At 44.8% G+C, this 18615-nt stretch carries 18 protein-coding genes and 2 pseudogenes; 10 read left to right on the top strand and 10 right to left on the bottom strand.

The window, feature by feature from the left end; genetic code table 11:
- The first annotated feature begins 2 nt into the window (after positions 1-2).
- Together WFK81_RS01225 and WFK81_RS01220 are read left to right on the top strand one after the other, a co-directional pair.
- The gene (locus tag WFK81_RS01225; RefSeq protein ID WP_336784642.1) at positions 3-800 is read left to right on the top strand and encodes an imm11 family protein; all 798 of its coding nucleotides are present in this window, start codon (positions 3-5) and stop codon (positions 798-800) included.
- 204 nt (positions 801-1004) lie between these two features.
- A pseudogene (locus tag WFK81_RS01220) lies at positions 1005-1397 on the top strand (manganese catalase family protein); the annotation flags it as partial.
- A gap of 269 nt (positions 1398-1666) precedes the next feature.
- Here WFK81_RS01220 and WFK81_RS01215 read toward each other — a convergent pair.
- On the bottom strand, positions 1667-2068 hold the full coding sequence (locus WFK81_RS01215) for a cupredoxin domain-containing protein (protein ID WP_336784641.1): 402 nt from the start codon (positions 2066-2068) through the stop codon (positions 1667-1669).
- Between the two features lie 212 nt (positions 2069-2280).
- Between WFK81_RS01215 and WFK81_RS01210 the strand changes: the two genes are divergently transcribed.
- The 3 genes from WFK81_RS01210 (at position 2281) to WFK81_RS01200 (ending at position 5629) form a co-directional block, all read left to right on the top strand.
- A complete protein-coding gene (locus WFK81_RS01210) occupies positions 2281-2538 on the top strand; it encodes a hypothetical protein (RefSeq protein WP_336784640.1) in 258 nt (85 codons plus the stop codon).
- A gap of 197 nt (positions 2539-2735) precedes the next feature.
- A complete protein-coding gene (locus WFK81_RS01205) occupies positions 2736-4439 on the top strand; it encodes a pyrroloquinoline quinone-dependent dehydrogenase (protein WP_336785457.1) in 1704 nt (567 codons plus the stop codon).
- A 77-nt stretch (positions 4440-4516) separates the two neighbouring features.
- Positions 4517-5629, top strand: a complete 1113-nt coding sequence (locus tag WFK81_RS01200) for a carboxypeptidase-like regulatory domain-containing protein (RefSeq protein ID WP_336784639.1) — start codon at positions 4517-4519, stop codon at positions 5627-5629.
- Positions 5630-5637: 8 nt separating this feature from the next.
- Here WFK81_RS01200 and WFK81_RS01195 read toward each other — a convergent pair whose 3' ends face one another.
- The 7 genes from WFK81_RS01195 to WFK81_RS01170 all read right to left on the bottom strand — a co-directional run bounded on the left by WFK81_RS01195 (position 5638) and on the right by WFK81_RS01170 (position 10301).
- Positions 5638-6576 carry a dipeptidase gene (locus WFK81_RS01195; RefSeq protein ID WP_336784638.1) on the bottom strand — a complete coding sequence of 313 codons (939 nt, stop codon included), beginning with the start codon at positions 6574-6576 and terminating at the stop codon, positions 5638-5640.
- Between the two features lie 7 nt (positions 6577-6583).
- Positions 6584-7666 carry a pyrroloquinoline quinone biosynthesis protein PqqE gene (gene pqqE / locus WFK81_RS01190; RefSeq protein ID WP_336784637.1) on the bottom strand — a complete coding sequence of 361 codons (1083 nt, stop codon included), beginning with the start codon at positions 7664-7666 and terminating at the stop codon, positions 6584-6586.
- Positions 7657-7935 (bottom strand): pyrroloquinoline quinone biosynthesis peptide chaperone PqqD, encoded by a 279-nt coding sequence (pqqD, locus tag WFK81_RS01185; RefSeq protein WP_336784636.1) that lies wholly within the window; start codon positions 7933-7935, stop codon positions 7657-7659. Before pqqD ends, pqqE begins: the two co-directional genes overlap by 10 nt.
- Entirely contained in the window at positions 7932-8642 is a 711-nt protein-coding gene (gene pqqC, locus WFK81_RS01180) for a pyrroloquinoline-quinone synthase PqqC (RefSeq protein ID WP_336784635.1), read from the bottom strand. Before pqqC ends, pqqD begins: the two co-directional genes overlap by 4 nt.
- Before the next feature lie 2 nt (positions 8643-8644).
- Positions 8645-9568, bottom strand: coding sequence for a pyrroloquinoline quinone biosynthesis protein PqqB (gene pqqB, locus WFK81_RS01175; RefSeq protein ID WP_336784634.1), 924 nt, complete (start codon positions 9566-9568; stop codon positions 8645-8647).
- Between the two features lie 51 nt (positions 9569-9619).
- On the bottom strand, positions 9620-9691 hold the full coding sequence (gene pqqA, locus WFK81_RS30925; protein WP_442956023.1) for a pyrroloquinoline quinone precursor peptide PqqA: 72 nt from the start codon (positions 9689-9691) through the stop codon (positions 9620-9622).
- Positions 9692-9860: 169 nt separating this feature from the next.
- Positions 9861-10301 (bottom strand): WGxxGxxG family protein, encoded by a 441-nt coding sequence (locus WFK81_RS01170; protein WP_336784633.1) that lies wholly within the window; start codon positions 10299-10301, stop codon positions 9861-9863.
- Positions 10302-10444: 143 nt separating this feature from the next.
- Here WFK81_RS01170 and WFK81_RS01165 point away from each other — a divergent pair, with 143 nt between their 5' ends.
- From WFK81_RS01165 to WFK81_RS01145, 5 genes and pseudogenes are all read left to right on the top strand, one after another.
- Positions 10445-11017: a manganese efflux pump MntP gene (locus tag WFK81_RS01165; protein ID WP_336784632.1), complete on the top strand. Its 573-nt coding sequence runs from the start codon at positions 10445-10447 to the stop codon at positions 11015-11017.
- A 78-nt stretch (positions 11018-11095) separates the two neighbouring features.
- Positions 11096-11500 (top strand): annotated as a pseudogene (locus WFK81_RS01160) (manganese catalase family protein); the annotation flags it as partial.
- Positions 11501-11599: 99 nt separating this feature from the next.
- Positions 11600-12517, top strand: coding sequence for an ABC transporter permease (locus tag WFK81_RS01155; protein WP_336784631.1), 918 nt, complete (start codon positions 11600-11602; stop codon positions 12515-12517).
- Positions 12518-12529: 12 nt separating this feature from the next.
- A complete protein-coding gene (locus WFK81_RS01150) occupies positions 12530-13444 on the top strand; it encodes a carbohydrate ABC transporter permease (RefSeq protein ID WP_336784630.1) in 915 nt (304 codons plus the stop codon).
- Between the two features lie 73 nt (positions 13445-13517).
- Positions 13518-15071, top strand: a complete 1554-nt coding sequence (locus WFK81_RS01145; protein WP_336784629.1) for an ABC transporter substrate-binding protein — start codon at positions 13518-13520, stop codon at positions 15069-15071.
- Positions 15072-15125: 54 nt separating this feature from the next.
- On the opposite strand, the gene WFK81_RS01140 is transcribed toward WFK81_RS01145, so the two are convergent.
- Together WFK81_RS01140 and WFK81_RS01135 are read right to left on the bottom strand one after the other, a co-directional pair.
- Entirely contained in the window at positions 15126-16736 is a 1611-nt protein-coding gene (locus WFK81_RS01140) for a helix-turn-helix domain-containing protein (RefSeq protein ID WP_336784628.1), read from the bottom strand.
- A gap of 97 nt (positions 16737-16833) precedes the next feature.
- A complete protein-coding gene (locus tag WFK81_RS01135; protein WP_336784627.1) occupies positions 16834-18609 on the bottom strand; it encodes a sensor histidine kinase in 1776 nt (591 codons plus the stop codon).
- Positions 18610-18615: the final 6 nt, after the last annotated feature.

Genomic DNA, 18615 nt, shown 5'->3' with positions numbered 1-18615 from the left:
CTATGAAAGTATGGGAGCTTGACAGTGGAAGTAAAGTTCAAATTACAACTAAAGATTTCGAGGCCGATTTCAATGTTTTTTTTGATTCGCAGTTTTTGGGAAGCCCGGTTGAGAAGTGGAAAGAAATTGAGATGCATATTTACAAAGGTAAGGGTGTAGCATGCGATTCTTTATCCTTTGTCTCGGGTAAATTGATATGGAGCAAGAAAGCTATTGATCTCCTTCAGCCGGCTATTTACGGACGCGCAGAAGTTTTGCCCTTGCAGCTCGAGGACTTCCCTGTCGCTGCGGTTAATGTCACTAATATTGTGGATGCAATTAACCACGAGCAATCAGTTGAAAAGACATTATCCAGCGGAACGTTCATTGGCTATGAATCTTATGCTTTCCACCCGGAGCGCCTGCAAGGTGAGTTTATTTTTAAAATTCCGCAGCAGCTCAGCACGAAAGTTTTCGTCACGGATGCATTTAAATCGCTCGTAGAAAGCCATCGCTTAAAAGGTTTTGTATTCCATGAAGTATTTTCATCCGAGCACATGAACACGCCACAACAACCAGCTGTATCTGAATCTACGCCTCAGTCAGGCGAGTACACTTATGAAGAAGCAATGAAGATTGTGGAAGAAGGCGAGTGGGCAGTTGTTAGCGGAGATTATAAATGGCAGAAAAACGCTAACGGAAAGATTGTATTAGGGGATAAGCTTCCGGATGGATCATATGCTTGGTCCGTGCCAGTTTATACTCCTATTCCGATGTTAGAGATGAAATGGAAGCTGTCGTCTCGATCCATCCAACAATAATATATATAAGGACATATTGCCGAGCGTTTGACCTTTCTTTGGTCGGACGCTTTTTTAATGGAAATCCTCATATCAGGCATATTTTCTCACTAAATTCATTTTTAGGTAACCATTCCAGTGTTATGGAAGCATAAGCTTGGCATGATAGTTCTGAACATAATTTTTAAAGTAAAGGGAAGTATTTATCACCTACAACTATAGTGTACGGAAGAATTCGCTCATTTGGAAATGATTTCTACAATGGTCTATAAATTAACAAAAGATGCAACTCCTAGGCAGTTGGATGAGGCGGGGCTAGGAGAGAACTTTGTCAACCATGATAATGGTATGATGTATGTGAATGCTTCGGGTGTTCCGTGGACTGCAGCTTATATCCAAGCTAAAGGAGATCCAATAGCTGATCTGTATGAGGATATTGCCGCTGAGGAGAAGGCACGTGCAACCTACCAATGGTTAATCGATATGACCGATGATGTTGATTTACAGGATGGCTTAAAGTTCCTACGTGAACGTGAGATTATCCATTCCCTGCGGTTTAGGGAAGCGGTGGAGATGATCAAGTCCGACTGGGGCACTAAGAAAGTTTTTAAGGTTTAAGGTTGGAATTAACTGAGAAATAGCTTGAAAGCAGCCGATATCGGCTGCTTTTTTGTTACGAACGGGCATGATGGTTCAATACAACACGACAGTAGCCATCAATAAGTACAACTTACCAGAGGTCTGTATTTTAGCTGTTTAGCTGTCTAGATTAGAAGGCTAAGCTTTTGACAAATACACATATACAAAGATACAGTCAAATGGCTATTTTATTCAGTAAAAGGAAAGGGCAGTTGATGAGAAATCAACTGCCCATTATTAAGAGCAAACTATTGGACAATAATCGTCCCAACCATATTGTCGTGTCCTTGTCCGCACTGGATACTACAATGAAATTCATAGGTCCCAGCTTTATCTAACTTAATTGTTGCTGTTTCGCCGTCCTTAATACTAACTCCAAGATCATCACTCTGAAACCCATGTACACCTTTTTCGTTATGTAAGGTGACTTTTAATGTATCGCCTACATTAGCTTTGATTTCGGGTTCGCTGAACGACCAGTCTACTGCATTCACAGTGATTTCCTTCGTAGCTCCTCCGCTAGTCGCCGGTGCTTGAGATGATTCAGGGGAGTTCTGATTATTGGTGTTGTTGTTCGACTTGGAGCATGCGCTAAGGGCGATTATGGTAATTAGCACAAAAATCCATAGCGTTACAGATTTTAATTTCACGAGCACGATTCCTCCTAGAAGTTATTCGTCACAATTATGTCCGTTATTTCTCAGAAATATTCTAGATCATTTTGTCGCTTAGGAACTGCAATTTACCGCATAATCGCTCTTGTCCTCTACATAAGATCCAAGTAAAGGAATTAATATGCCTGCTCTACGTTAGCTCTTGTTCAGGGTCCGCTTCATAAAGCATCTCAAGAGGAGGGTATACGATGGCTAAAATGAAATCGCAAGTAAAAGGCGTATTGATGGGGATCTCGGTGACCGGAGGCTGGCTACTGGCAGATCTTATGCTTCCAGAGCCATGGGGAGACTTTGTATTATATGCGGCGATGGCAGTAGTGAATGTTGGGATCGGCTGGAGGCTAGGGAAGTTCTATAACACACAGAATGAAAAGGAAAAGGTTGTCGAATTAGATACCAAGAACGCACCAACCTACGAATTACGATCTGAGAAGGGCAGCAGCTAATTCTCCTAACACCTCAAAAGTAGTTATTACAAAAGAAGGTCTCTCCATATTTGGAGGGACCTTCTTTCTGTTGGTTCCTTTACATAATTTACGTCAATTAGGAAATACCATATTTAAAGAAGATTGCGTGAAACTGGATATTCCTAAGAATCACGAAATCACACATTCACAACTTGGAGGTTACAACCGTGAAAAATATGAATGCCATGAGCGGAGCGGCGTTGGCATTATTGCTTGTTCTAACCGCTTGTTCCGGAAACAACAACAATAACAATAACAACACTACTCCCTCGGAATCACCTTCCGAAACCAGCGCGCACGGTAAATCCTTTGAAAATTGGGGGTCCTATGGCTATACACTTGCCAACAACCGCCATGTTCCGTTCAAGGAAATCACCGCCGACAATGTCAAGGATCTTGGCGTCATCTGGTCTGCTGACCTGAAGACGCTTGACCCAGATGTCAAAAACGGAAATCAATCGTATCCGGTCGTAATCGATGGTGTTATCTACATAACAACAGCAGGTAACCAGGTGTTCGCGTTAGATGCATTGACAGGGAATACCATTTGGCATTGGAAACCGTCAGCTGAGCAAGCAGCAGGTTTCTCGAAAGCAGGAATCATCGCAAATCGCGGTGTAGCCGTAGGCGAGGGTAAAGTATTTATGCTTGCGGTTGATAATTCTCTCGTCTCTTTGGATCAGAAGACCGGTAAGCTGGTGAAAATGACCAAGCTTTCAGATTATATTGACGGGGTTACTATCGAGAACGGGTACTATGAGACAACAGCTCCCCAATACTACAAGGGCAATATCTATATCGGCAGCAGCGGTAGCGATAACGGCATTCGAGGTTTCGTAGCTGCATTCAAGGCAAGCGATTTGACGCCGGCATGGGATTCGCCATTTTGGACTGTACCGCCGAAGGGCCAGGATTGGCTAGCGAACAGCAAGTTTCAAGGAGGAGGAGCGGTGTGGAATCCCGTTGCGATCGATGAAGAAACCGATATGATGTACTTCGCGACGGGAAATCCGGCTCCGGATTTCTATGGTGCTAACCGCCCAGGAGATAATCCGAACACCGACTCGGTCGTGGCAGTTAATGCGTTAACCGGAAAGCTTATCTGGGCCAAACAGGAAGTAAGTCATGACATGTGGGATTACGACGCTGCTGCTTCTCCGATGATTATCAACGCCACGGTAAAGGGTGCGAAGAAGAAACTGGTTGTACAAGGGGGCAAATCCGGCTTATGGTTCGCCTGGGATGCCGCTACGGGAGATCCGATTTGGAATGGTATTCCTTTTGCCAAGATCGATAAAAAAGAAGTAACGCCAGAAGGCACGATCAGTTATCCTGGTGTGCTCGGCGGGGAAAATTATGCACCTGAATCCTACGATCCAGCGACGAATTACGTCTTGATACCGGGCATTGAAGAGCCCTCACTATACAAATCAGCGAAGTCCGAAGCAGAAGCCGGGACTCCGGATTTTCCTGGTGCGGCGGCGTTCGGCACCACATATGAAGCCGTACCTAACGTTAAAGGATATGGAACGGTTACAGCTATCAACGTGGATACCGGCAAGCAAGCTTATCAAATTAAAACAACGGATCAACAGCGTGGAGGCTTAACGAGCACAGATTCGGGAATTGCATTCTTCGGCGAGCTGGACGGTAAGATCAATGCACTCGATATTAAGGCGGGTAAAGTGATTTGGACGTTCCAAACTTCCGGGGATAACGTGCAGGCTGCTCCATCTATCTTCACAGTTGATAACAAAGAATATATTGCCTTTACCACCGGCGGAACGAAGCCGAAAGTTCATGTATTTGGGCTTGGAGGCGATAAGACGCAAGGTCAGGCTGGCAAAGCCGAAACAGGCGGGGGGCATTCCGCTCAATAACCGAGATTAAACTTTGGCGGTCAAGTCAGGAAGCGTAGCTCCTTGGCTTGACCGCCTCCTCATAGGAGACTACATATATGAAAAAAGTTACCAAAGCATTTTTGTGCATGCTCATGGCCGCCGTAACGTTGAGCTTGATAGATTCACGTCCGGAAGCGTACGCGAATGCAAATGACCGTCAAGCTCGAATTGAGCTTGATCAGAATGCATTTGTCGTCAAGGCATGGAGGAGCGACGGCTCACACTTAACCGCAGTCAAGGGAAAGCTGACTTTGGGTGAGCGTCCAGTCGTGAATGCCCTCCTGCAAACCGGTACCCGAGGAAGAAACATACGTACCAGCCAGGACGGCTCTTTCGAGCTGCTATTGGACCTTAGCCTGATCGCCAACACGCTCATTCGTATTACTTCACTTCAGGGGGCAACGGTCGATGACAAGCCTATCGGGAGCAAAGAAGAGGAATCCATCTTGTCAGCGTCTACCGTGATCAATGTTTACCATCCGATTGAAGTAATGAATGTGGAACCATCGGATAATGAACCAAACAAGGTCAAAGTATACGCTCGGATCTTGAGCGAGACCGGGGACAAGATTTCATTCTTCCAGGCAGACAAGTATCGGATTTCGGGTCAAGTGGGGGATGCCGACGGCAATCCAATTAAGGATGCAGTCGTATGGATTGATCGGGAGAGAGGTGAAGGCTTTGCCAAATCTACTCCTACTAATACGCAAGGGAAATACGAGATGTATTACTGGCCAGAGGACGAGGGAACCAACCTTACCGTAATGCTCGGCACCCGGCGATATGTACTGCCTGATGGCAAGGTGTTTATCCTTCCTCGGAATACAAGTGTGGATATTAGCATTCGTCTCCCTAGGGAAGGCTCGGTGATTGATGACAAGCCACCTATGCTTGTCTGCACGACCACGAAGGGAGCGACGTATTCCGGCCTGCTTGCCGGAATTGACGTGCCCCCCGGGACTCCTTATTCCTTGACGATACCCGACCAGCAAGGACGGTTCGTTTTGACGGTGCCTAAGGATGTATGGGATAAGCATCCGTACTTTTTCGAGACTAGACTGACAAAATTCGTTGGGCAGGAGAAGATCCTAAAGGCCGGGGACGAGCTGCCAATCGATTTCGTACATCCGAACCAAACAGACCCGAGAGTGAATGCCACAGTATCCTGAGTGAATAGTTAATCGTCCGGCAAATGTTCCATATAGAATCGGTACCAGTTGCCGTATACGAAGAGCTCTACATCTTCCTCCCGATAATGTTTCAATAGTAGATTAACTAGCTGTTCGTAGTGTCCCGCGTGCTCTAATCCGACGATCCATTCCTGAATTCCGTCAAAATCGGAACCGAAGCCGATATTGTGCTTCCCGCCCAACGCGCATACGTGGTCGATGTGAAGCAGGATTTGATCTATCGAAACCGTTTGTTCTGAGCTCACGAATGGGGGAACAAATGTGATTCCCATAACGCCTCCTGTTAGTACGAGAGAGCCAATCTGATCATCCGACAGATTCCTAAGACGAGGGCTAATCGCACATGCATTAGAGTGGGAAGCGATAACGGGAGCGCGGGATGCTTCGATAAGTTCCCAAAAGCCTTTCTCCGAAAGATGAGAGACATCCATTATCAACCCTAAACGGTTGCATTCTTTAATCAACTCCATCCCCGCCGCAGTAAATCCGCCTTTTCTTGGTTCCAGCACGCCGTCCGCTGCCCAGTTGGCACGGTTCCAGGTTATGCCGACAGTCCTTACGCCGAGATGGTAAAGAATACGGAGATAAGCGAAGTTCCCATGAAGTGCATCTACTCCTTCGAGAGACAGTAGCGCTCCGACTCGATCTCCACTCAAGCAGTGTTGCAGCTCTGACTTCGTACGTATAAACTGCATTTGCGGAAGGGTTAGAATACGTTCGTGGAACAAGTCGATGCTTTCCAAGACATACTTAAATTCTCCAGACCATCGCTGGGGCAAATACACGGCAAAATTTTGAACACCGATGCCTGATGAGAGCATTCTTTCAAGTGTAACGTCCAGACCTGCCTGGCCACTGACAAAATCAAGCTCAGGATTCTCTAGCAGTTTGCTGAGAACGTCACAGTGCGCATCAAATATTTTCAACTATCGATCACCTGCCGCGGTAAGCATAGTTAGGAATGTCATATTCGCCGTTTTCGATTGATTCGACTCGATCCATAATCACTCTACGATGAGGAGACAGGATACATACAGGATCCGTTGCCTGCGCGTCGCCAGTTAACAAAAAGGCCTGGCATCGGCACCCTCCGTAATCCAGTTCACGTCGATCGCAGCTCCTGCAAGGTTCCGCCATCCAATCATAGCCTCGATAAGCGTTAAAAGAGGGCGATTCCTTCCATATCCAAGCCAATTCCCGTTCCTTCACATTCTCGAAAGTTAAGCTTTGAATCTCCGATGCGACCGTGCAGGGCAGAACCCGTCCGTTCGGAGCAACCGTTAAAGAAAGTTTAGCCCATCCGCCCATACAGGGCTTTGGGAAATCCTCGTAATAATCGGGTAAGATCCATAAAAGTTCTATTTGTTGACCATATCGTTCGTTTGCCTGAATATAAACTCTTTCAGCTTTCTTGAGCTGCTCGCTTCGCGGTAGCAATTGATGAATATTTCGCAAAGCCCAGCCGTAATATTGGGCATTTGCTAATTCAAGCCGCTGTGCACCCCATGCCACACAAAGCTCAATAATCTCTTCGATCTGATGAAGATTACTACTATGAAGGACAACGTTCATATTTAGGGTAAGACCGCTTTCTCGAATCCACTGTGCAGCCTGACGTTTCAGTTCGTAAGCCTTGAAACCGGCGATCGAATCGGCAAGCTCCTCCGTTGCAGCCTGCAGACTTAACTGGATGCTGTCGATTCCAGCCTCCGATAGCTCCCGGATTCGCTCTTTCGTCAATCCAACACCACTTGTGATGAGATTTACAAATAGACCTAAATCCCTGGCGTGGCGGATGAGCAGTTCCAAATCCGAGCGCAACAGCGGTTCACCGCCCGTGAAATGAACCTGTACGACCCCAAGCTCGCTAGCCTGATCCAATACGCTTAGCCATTCGTTAGTGGACAGCTCGCTTTCTCTCTTCTGAAGTTCAACGGGATTAGAGCAGTAGGGGCAGTGAAGGGGGCAGCGATGTGTGAGTTCCGCGGTCAAGGCATAAGGAAAGCTCACCGACATAGCTCTAACCATCCTTTCTCGTCAGCCACGGCGAAAAATTCGACTATATCATCCTGAAGACCCGATTGACCATACTTCGCTTCAAGTTCCTCGATGATTTGCTCGATTGTGCGCTGCCCATCGCAGAGCCGGAGAATCGCTCCCGCCGCCTCGTTAAGCTCGACGATCCTCTCCGGCTGCAGCAATAGCTCCATTTGACGGACTTTATCGTATTTTAGGCGACCGGGACTACGCAGCCGTGGACGATCCGACAGCGCCCATATGCTCATAGACGGTTATCTCCGTCAGGATATGCCAAGCTTAACGCGTCAAGAAGCGCCCAGAGGACATTACATTTAAAGCGCAAAGCGCTAATCGCTTGTTCTTGCTCACTGCGATCCCTGCATTCACGCAAAACGATCTTGAGTCCATGATCCGCATCACGTGGAGCTTGGTGAAGCCTTGCCTGAAAATAAGCTAGCCCCTCAGATCGAATCCAGGGATACAACTGCTCAAAAACACCAATACGCTTAGAGACGAGAGTTGGAGCGAACAGTTCTGTCAAAGAGGATGCAACCGCTATGGGCCATGGTTCCAGCCGGCAAAAGTTCACATATGCGTCGACTGCAAACCGGACAGCAGGCAGCACATGGCGCTCATTCAGCATTTCTTCTCGGGGTATACCCGCGGCTTCACCTAGACGAATCCAAGCCTCAATACCACCTTCACCGTTTTCCCGACCGTCATGGTCGATAATCCGCTGAATCCATTCGCGGCGGTCTTCTCTGGAGGGCAGCTTGGACAGGATCAGCGCATCTTTAATCGGAATATTTTTCTGATAGTAAAACCGATTGGCAATCCAAGCCCGGAGTTGAATGGGGGATAGCTTTCCTTCATGCATAGCTACATGGTAGGGGTGCTTATCATGATAGTGTTCCTCTCCAATCTGGCGCAAACGCGCCACAAATTGTTCGTCCGACAACAAATACGATTCCAACATCAAACCTCCATCTCCATTCCATCAAACCCGACTTCAATACCAAGCGCTGTTAACCTTCGTCGTTCTGGCGAAGCTTCGACCAGCATCGGATTCGTGTTATTAATGTGAATATAGATCTTGTGACGCGCGGATAAAAGTGCAAGCTGCTTAGAGCTTCCGTTAGTTCCGGCAACTGGCAGATGCCCCATATCGGATGCATCCAGTTCTGATATCCCTAATGTGCGAAGTTCGTCACCCTGCCAGAAGGTACCGTCTAGAAAAAGACAATCGGCATCTTCCAAATGGTGCTCCAGCGTTTGTGACCATGTCTCGATTCCTGGCGCGTATACGGCGACGCCTCCAGTCGCATGATCCGTTATACGATAGCCGATCACCCAAGCTTCACGTTCTTGATGTTCCGGATGGGGAGAACGTTTAGCACCGATGAATCGAGGGGGCTTGTCGCTCAAAAAAAACGGACATACGGTTAATTTTCCCCCAAAAAGTGGGAAAGATTCCTCCGGTATTGTTTCTACCCATTGATAGCTTGCGAACGGCTCAACTATTCGACGGACCGGAAAGTCCTCTTCAAGTGCGAAGAGTACAGGGCGGGGAGCATATACCTTAATAGAAGCCCCTTGTCTGAGCTGGAGCAACCCGGTCGTATGATCCAGTTCCGAATCGGTAAGAAGAACTGCTTGGATCGGGGAATCACGTAAGGAAGGGCCAGGGTGAAGGCAGGCGTGTGCTTCCAGTTGATTACAAATATCCGGGCTTGCGTTCAGCAGTACCCAATGAATACCATCTGGGCTTATAGCCAATGAATCATTTCTTCGTGCTTTTACGTATGGATCGCCGGATCTTACTCTTATGCAGTTTGGACATGCGCAATTCCATTGCGGATATCCTCCTCCTGCAGCGGAACCTAGTACTTTAATGATCATAACTATTCTCCTCTCTATAGAAGAGATGCCGGATTTCTCCGGCATAACAAGTTATTTCCGCAAAGCATAAGCCGTCACTTCAGCACAAATCTCAATAATTTTAAATTCGGGCTTAACCCACATGTTCGTACCTCCTTTCGATGGATAGCGGCAGGCAAGGCAACATGATTCATTGTATGTAAACATCGGGATGTCCAAGAATCAAAAAAATAACGATACAAATTTCCCCCTGCGGTTGCCAGAGCGAAATCTGTATCGTTATTTCACTTATTTCACTTATTTCACTACCTTATTATTTGTTGCGCTCTGGATTTCGGCTTCGAATTCCGAAAAGCCCTAACAGTCCCAGTAATCCGAGCCAACCCCAACCTGTATTTTTCCTGGTCGTAGTTACTGCGGTTGCATGATATCTGTCGCCTGATTGTGTATTTATTTGATTTGGTGAGCCGATAGCGTTCGCATTAATATACCTGAACTGGCTGCCAGTGCCTGTTCCGTAGACGCTGACATCATGATTGGACCTTGCATTCGTTCTTAAAGGATCCGAATGTCCAGGCTCGTAGCTCTTTGCGGACATTTCATCATGTGTGCCGTGCGACTCGATTCCCATTCCACTTCCCAGCCCGCCGTTTCCTCCGTTTGCAGTCCTCGAATAGGCATCAGCAGTCACAGGAGAGGCAAGTAACAGAGTGATTAGCGCCATACTTATTCCGGATAAGGTTTTATTTATCATTGTACAACACCAGCCTTTATAGGACGTTTTTTAGTAACTTTTTGTTAGATTCTCACGACGATGGCGATTTTATTCAATGCTTGTACTACAAGGTTACTGATATGTATATATTGGCTAAAAAGAAAGCAAGAAGGAGCATGATCATGGAATCGTTTTTCGCTTGGGTCATAACATTCTCGCTTGGCTTCGATGCTTTAATCATTTCCTCGTCATTGGGACTTAGAAATAAGCCAACTAACAAGATGAAAATCGCGCTTTTTTTCGCTATGGCTGAATCCCTTATGCCGATTGCCGGTATGATTATAGGAGAAGCCTTCGGACAATATTTTAAGGGCACACTATCTGCAATAGGTGCGTTAATCTTGATTGTATTGGCGATCTATTTTCTTATGTTCGACAAAGACGAGGATCAAAGTCAAAGTAAGGCATTCGACCAGCCGCTAGCCAACTGGACCTTAATAGCGGTGGCAATCGGCATCGGTCTAGATGAATTAACTGTTGGTTTTACCGCCGGATTGATACAATTACCGATTGTGCTCACTATAATAATGATTGCTATCCAATCCTTTGCATTTACCATAATTGGCGTTACTTTCGGAGCCAGACTAAAGCGCTACCTTGGTGAATGGGCAGAAAAGGCACCGGGCGTTTTACTGGGACTCGTAGGCGTTTGGATGTTAATCGATAACATTGTAGGCATGGCGCGGGATCTCTGAATTACTATTAAGAAAGTGATTATACTCTTACCTCCTTGTTTCAAACAACAAGATTTTAATTAACTACATCTATAGTGTACCGAAGAATTCGCTCATCTCGAGATGATAGCGACGATGGTCTATAAGCTGATGAAGGACGCAACGCCGAGGCAGCTGGAAGAAGCGGGGCTTGGACAGCATTATGTCAATCACGACAGCGCCTTGTATTATGCTAATGCATCCGGGGTTCCTTGGACGGCATCCTATATTACAGCAAAAGGGGATCCAATCGCAGACCTGTATGAGGATATTGCCGCCGAAGAGAAGGCACGTGCAACTTACCAATGGCTCATCGATATGACGGATGATGTGGATTTGCAGGATAGCTTGAAGTTCCTACGTGAACGTGAGATCATCCGTTCCGTAAGTAAGTTTAGCGTGATAGAGGATATAAACAATTGTATAAAGGACAATGCAAACCTTGCATTGTCCTTTTTGGCATGAGTCATCAAACTGCTATACGTAGTAACCTGAACGTTAGAGGGCATTGAGAGAGATTCTTATAATAAAGTCAAAAGATAAAGAAACAGGTGACTAGAGACTATGCTAAAAAAACTGAAACGTTATTCAAGTTATTGGCAGCTTTACGTTATGGTGCTTCCTGCCGCTATTATTCTACTAATGAATAATTATGTACCGATGTTTGGTTTGCTAATTGCTTTCAAAAATGTGAATTACACGGACGGCATATTCGGCAGTCCTTGGGCTGGGTTAGATAATTTCAAATTTTTGTTTGCAACAAATGACTCCTGGATTATCACTCGCAACACGATATTGTATAACGCCGTTTTTATTCTATTGAACATTACATTACCAGTAATTCTTGCCATCCTGCTAAATGAGTTAAGGAGTAAACTCTTGCCGAAACTTTATCAAAGCGCAATGTTCTTCCCATTCTTTCTATCTATGGTCGTTGTCAGTTATCTCGTATTCGCGTTTCTGAGTCCAAAGAATGGTTTTATGAACAGTACGGTTCTTCCTGCCTTGGGTATAGATTCAAAAGATTGGTACTCCGATTCCCAATATTGGCCGATTATCTTGCCGATCGTCAATGTATGGAAAAATATCGGTTATTATACGATATTTTTTGCCGCTGCTATGGTTGGATTTAATCAAGAATATTATGAAGCGGCCGTCATTGACGGCGCAGGCAAATGGCAGCAAGCTTTTCGAATTACGCTCCCTCAGCTGTACCCGTTAATTATTGTGCTCACGCTTCTTCAAATTGGCCGTATATTTTATGCGGATTTTGGCTTATTCTATCAAGTTCCGCTTGATGCAGGTGCTCTTTACAATACGACAAACGTCATTGATACCTATGTGTATCGTACTTTCATAAAAATGGGGGATACGGGTATGTCTTCGGCAGCCGGGCTTTATCAATCTATTATCGGTTTTGTAGTCGTATTTGCTTCCAATTATATCGTTCGGAAGACTAACAAGGAAAATGCGCTGTTCTAGGAGGAGTTATACATGCTGTTTCGTAGCAAAAGAAGTTTCAACGACATTGGTCTAACTGCCGATTTAATCATTAATCTCATTTTTATAGGCATTGCCGTGTTGTGTATCATACCGTTATTACTTGTCATATCTGTATCGTTTACGGATGAGAATACATTGATCAACGAAGGCTATCATTTCTTTCCGACACAGTGGAGCACGGCTGCCTATGATTATTTGTTTCAAGATATGAGCCAAATTTTGCGATCCTACGGTAACTCCTTTCTAGTAACAGGAGTGGGAACGCTAATAGGCCTTGTTATCATGGCACTTTATGCTTACCCCATCGCAAGAACGGATTTTCCGCATCAGAAATTCTTCTCCTTATTCATGTTTCTGACGATGCTGTTTAATGGAGGCCTCGTTCCGTGGTATATGGTATACGTGAAGTTTCTGCATCTTAAAGACAGCTATTGGGCGCTTATTTTGCCCATGCTGGTAGGGCCGTTTTTTGTCCTTATTTTAAGAACCTTCTTTAAGGGTTTGCCTATAGAATTAATTGAATCGGCCAAGATTGACGGGGCAAGCGAATTTAGAATTTTTAGATCCGTTATTCTTCCCCTATCCACGCCGGTACTTGCTACCGTTGCTTTGTTCTCAACCTTGGGGTACTGGAATGATTGGTTTATGAGTCTTGTTTTCATTACAGATGATAGCAAAGTCTCGCTTCAATACCTAATGTACAAAACGATGCTAAACATTCAGTATTTAAGCGCAAATACTCAAGCTGCTCAAGGGATTGCCTCAGGGGGCACTCATATCGAGCTGCCGAGCGAGTCTGCCCGCATGGCGATGTGTATTGTCGGTATCGGACCCATTATATTCGCTTATCCTTTTTTTCAGCGTTATTTTGTAAAAGGCCTTACGGTTGGTGCCGTTAAAGGTTAGGCATAGCTATACCCGGAAAACCGGATAGCATAGAGGAATAAAAAGTCTTACACTTAAAAGGGAGGCAAAAGCAATGAAAAAGTTATCATTCGCATTACTATCGGTTACGGTTTGCATGTCGCTGGCGCTTGGCGCTTGCGGTAACAACGAAGACAAAAAGACTGAAGAAGGAAACAAACCGACGGGAACTTCCGACACGGCGACTGCCACAAACAGCGGGGGAGACGACCAAGCAAGCCATTTGAAGCCGTATAAATTGACGCTGTTCTACCCAGGCAGCCCGCAACCGGATGAAGCAAAAGTAGAAGAGAAGATGAATGAGATCCTGACGAAAAAAATCAACGCAACCATCGATATTCAAACGATTGACTGGGGTGCTTGGAATGACAAAATGAATCTCATGTTTGCTACGGGAGAGCCGGCAGATGTTATCTTCACGGCCAGTTGGAACGGTCATGCCCAAAATGCCAAGAAAGGCGCATTTCTCGAGTTGGATGAATTATTGAACAAATATGGCAAAGACATTCTAGCCACTGAGAATCCGAAGTTTCTGGAAGGCGCGCGAATTGACGGCAAGCTTTATGCCATACCAACCAATAAAGAAATCGGAACAAGCCGCGGCGTGGTCGTACGCAAAGACATTGCAGAGAAATACAACATGGATTTCTCCAATGTAAAAACCATTTCGGATTTGGAACCATTCCTGAAAACGGTGCAAGAAAAAGAGGTAGGCATGACTCCGTTGTTTGAGTCTCAAACCGCTACCCTTCCTACTTTCTCTAGCGTGCGTGACTCTCTTGGCGATGCGACTATCCCTGGTGTCATCTCGGCAATTGGCACAAGCACCAAAATCTACAATTATTACGAGACACCTGAAGCCCTGGATGCCTATAAAGTAATGAGGTCCTTCTTTACTAAAGGGTTTATTAACAAAGACGCTGCAACCAGCAAACAAACGGCATCCGATGTGGCTAAAGCAGGAAAAGTATTTATGTGGCCAGAAGCACTCAAGCCGGGTAAAGACAAAGAACTGGAAGCTACAGTCGGTTACCCACTCCAACAGATCGAGCTGACCCCGGCCTATATTACTACGGGAGAAACGACCAATTCCATGCTGGGTATTTCTAAAACTTCCAAAGATCCTGAGCGTGCCATGATGTTTATTAATCTTCTTCATTCTGATAAAGAGCTTCTAAATTTATTAGACTTCGGCATTGAAGGCGTACATTACGAAAAAGTAAGCGACAACGTCATCAAGCTGCCTGCAGGTGTTGATCCAAGTAAACGTACGTACAATCCTGGTTCGGCATGGATGTTTGGCGACCAATTCCTAAATTATCTGTGGGATAATGAGGACCCGACAAAATGGGATAAGTTTAAGGAATTTAACAGCAACGCCATTGCATCTCCTGGACTTGGCTTTGTTTTTGACTTTGAACCGGTCAAATCAGAGGTAGCGGTACAGAATAACATCGGTCCGGAATTCCTCTCCGCACTTGAGGTTGGAGCGGTAGATCCGGAGGAAGTGCTTCCGAAATTCATTGCGAAGATGAAAGCCGGCGGTCTCGACAAGATCATTGCGGAAAAGCAAAAACAATTCGATGCATTTCTTGCAGCGAAAAAATAACACATCAAAACAAGAGCTGTACAGGTGATCCTGTACAGCTTCTTTGTGTAGTAACTACTTTTTTAAATAACCATTCCGATATTCCTGTGGAGTTTGTCCAATCACCTTTTTAAACATCTTCGCGAAATGGGAGAAGTGGGTATAGCCAACGGAGGAAGCGGCATTGCTTATCTTTATTTCAGGCTCTTGAAGAAGTTGCTTCGCCTTTTCCATTCGAACTTTGACAATAAAGTCGCTAAGCGAGATTCCTTTTTCTTTCTTAAATAGTCTTGAAAGGTAAGCAGGGTTTAAATGAACATGCTCGGCAATCTGTTCTCGCGATAATTCATTGTCAAGATGTTCATAAATATAGTCGGAGGCCGCTTCAATCACGCTGGATTGGTAATTGGGCTGTTCTTCGTTCCACTCAAAAAAACGTTCCGCTACTTGAATCGCCCATTCACGGGCATGCGGAATCGAGCGCAAGGCTGACTGTAAATTACAATCAAGGTCAAATGGAAGACTAGATATGCCTTTATTTATCCCGACTTGGTAAAATAAATTCAAATAACTTCCGTAAAAGGCTTGCAAGGATTGTGGAGTTGCAGATTCTTCCAACATGCCGTCAAACCATAAATGAATACGTTCAATTAAGTCATTCTTTTTGCGGGTTTCCACTAGGGTTTGCCATTCCGTATAAGGCGGGAGCGTGAGTCGGCTTTCCGAATGATTTTCCTTGTGATCTCTGTAATAAAGAACCGTTTGGTGTTTAGTTAAATTATTTTTCTCCATAAGTATCAATTCGCGGAACATGGCAGATACGGAAGGGATGGGGACTGCTTCTCCGATATAGCAAGAGAGATTGACCCTGAAATACGTTCTGCATTGCTGAATATATTTGGTACATCTCTCCGTCATCTCACTTGTAAAGAGAGAGGAACAGTCCTCGAGGCGCTCGAAAAATAGAAGAGCGACATTAGAACCATGACGCTCTTGTAAAATTTGACCCGGATAAGTTCCCAATAATAGCTCATCGGCAGCGTTTCGCAAAGCATATTCCAAAATCTCTTCATCGCGAGTCGTCAAAGCTGCCTGCCATTGTTCAACGCTAATAAGAATGGGAAGCACATGCATATCCTCCGTAACCGGGATATGATAAAGCTCCGCAGCAGCCTGGAGCTTATCTTGGGCGACAGAAGAGCGCTCATTGATTAAATCCTGCCAGAATCGCTCTCGTAATATCGGCAGCTGTTGGTTCCATTGTTTCTGGTAAGTATCGTAATCGGCTGTGTATTGCTTTACTTTTTTCATTTCGTTAATTTTCATTAAAGCGTTTGTAACTAAACCTTTTAATTCGCTGAAGTCGAGAGGTTTCAAGAGGTAATGCAGACTGCCATGTTTAATGGCTTTCTGGGCGTAATCAAAATTGGCATGACCTGTAGTAATAATGGTAGCGAGATCGGGGTAATGTTGATGAACGAATTCAAGCAGATGCAATCCGCTTTTTCCGGGCATTTCAATATCCGTGATGAGAATATCAATAGAATGATTAGTCAGCAGTTCAACGGCTTCATCGTAATCGTAGGCTTCATAAATAGAGGATATCGGCAAGCCGCTCCAATCAATTCCGGAGGCAATAGCTTTTACGGCAATCATCTCATCGTCGACGATCAACAAGGTGTACATAAGGAAGCCTCCCGTTCAAATAAATTTATCTCGAGAAAAGATGTTCTACTACTATAAAGAACATCTTTGTTCATGTATAGCAGTTAGATGACTACTTCTAGCAGTCTGGTGATTCGGTACTGAAAGGGATGGTCACAATAATGTTTAGCCCGCCATTCTCGGCGTGCTGAAAATTACAAAAGACTTGATCCTCACCATAATAAAGTTTCAAACGCCGCAGCGCATTCCAGATGCCAAGATGTTTGTTATCCGATTGGGATTGCTGGGCGACAAGCTGAAGATTCTTTAATTGCTCCTCGCTTACCCCGGCTCCATTATCTTCGATTACTAATTTAACTTGGTTAATTTCTTCATTGGCAAGTGGATTCATCCTTTCGGCATGCAATCGTATAGTAAACGGATTAATCTTTCTGCGGAAGCCATGAATAATAGCATTTTCAATAAATGGTTGCACCGTTAGCGGAGGAATATGAAGCAGTTCCAATTCTTGTGCAAGTTGGACGTCAAAAAGCAGAGCTGAAGGATATCGGTATTTCTGTATCGCAAGATAATTGCGGATATGTTCAATTTCCTCCCTCAAAGTAATGACCTGTCTAGAACTTGTTGTTACAAATCGAAAATAAGCAGCAAGAAGGCGGGTCATTTCCTGAACAGAATGAAAATCGTGCAACTGGGCCATGCCGTTTATGATGTTCAGGCTGTTGGCGTAAAAGTGTGGGTTGATTTGCATTTGCAGCTGCTTCATTTCTGCCTGCTGCACGCGCAATTTTTCCTCATAAATAAATAGTTTAAGACTTTTAATTTCTTCTGCCATATTGTTGAAAGTGGACGTCATGTATTGAAATTCGGTGGAAGCGGGGAGCTCAAGACGCAAATCAAAATTTCCATGAGACAATCGTCTCATTCCGCCGATAATTTGTTGCATGGGCCGGATAAGAATCCGCTGCATAAAGACGAGATACAGAATAATGATAACCACGATTGCGGCTGGAATGAGCAAAATGACCTCTTGAAAAAAAGACAGCTTTTGCACGATATCGCTGGACGGAATAAGAATGACGTATCGCAGATCCATAGAAGCAGATGATTTCATGATAAACAGATGCTGCTCATGATCTATTGTCACGGTACGTTCGATGGGGCTTGTATCAATTGGATTTGAATTTATGGTTTGTCTAATCCACTCCAATTGCTCATCCGTTAAGCCTTCGTTTACAAGCGGAGTCCCATTCTTATCTAAAATAACCGAATTTCTTATATTAAGAGATTCAAGCAGATTGTTCAAATTAAACCATGCGCCAAGCTGCAGGGTAGAGCTTGCATTATAAATGCGGATAAGATAGTGGCTTCCATTAAGCGTGTAATAAGTTGTATCGAGAAGCCCGCGCTGCAATACCGGCTGAAGCTTGCTTCTCTCCGCCATCAGCTGGTTGGCAGCTTCGAGTTTTGCCTGGTAATCCGATTGATTGGAGGAAATAACGGCTTCTTTGTTTTTCAAAGAGTAAAGCATAAGGGTATCGATACCGGTCATATTGCTCTGGTTGGCATTAAACTTATTGCTGACTCTCACTTTTGTCAGCGTATAGTTTGTTTGGTCAGCCAAAGAAAGATCCATGCTGTTCACGTCAAGCTCTTGCTGCTGAACATTAATTAAATATCTTTCAGCCGCCGTCATTATATCGTCCGTTTGTTTGACGAAATTGGCCAATGTGGTTTCATGGGCTTGAATGGCCTGCTTTTCAACGATGTTTTTCGCGTAGTTGTTATTATAAAAAAGTAAAAAAACAAGCGGCATGATCACCAGCAAAAACAATAGAATAAATTTTATGCGGATAGACCTAAACCATTCATTATTTTGTAATAGTATTTTCATGTGTAA

The organism is Paenibacillus sp. MMO-177, from assembly GCF_037147795.1.
Taxonomy (GTDB): domain Bacteria; phylum Bacillota; class Bacilli; order Paenibacillales; family Paenibacillaceae; genus Pristimantibacillus.
The sequence above is the reverse complement of the archived record's forward strand: the minus strand, read 5'-3'. Positions and strand labels throughout refer to the sequence as shown.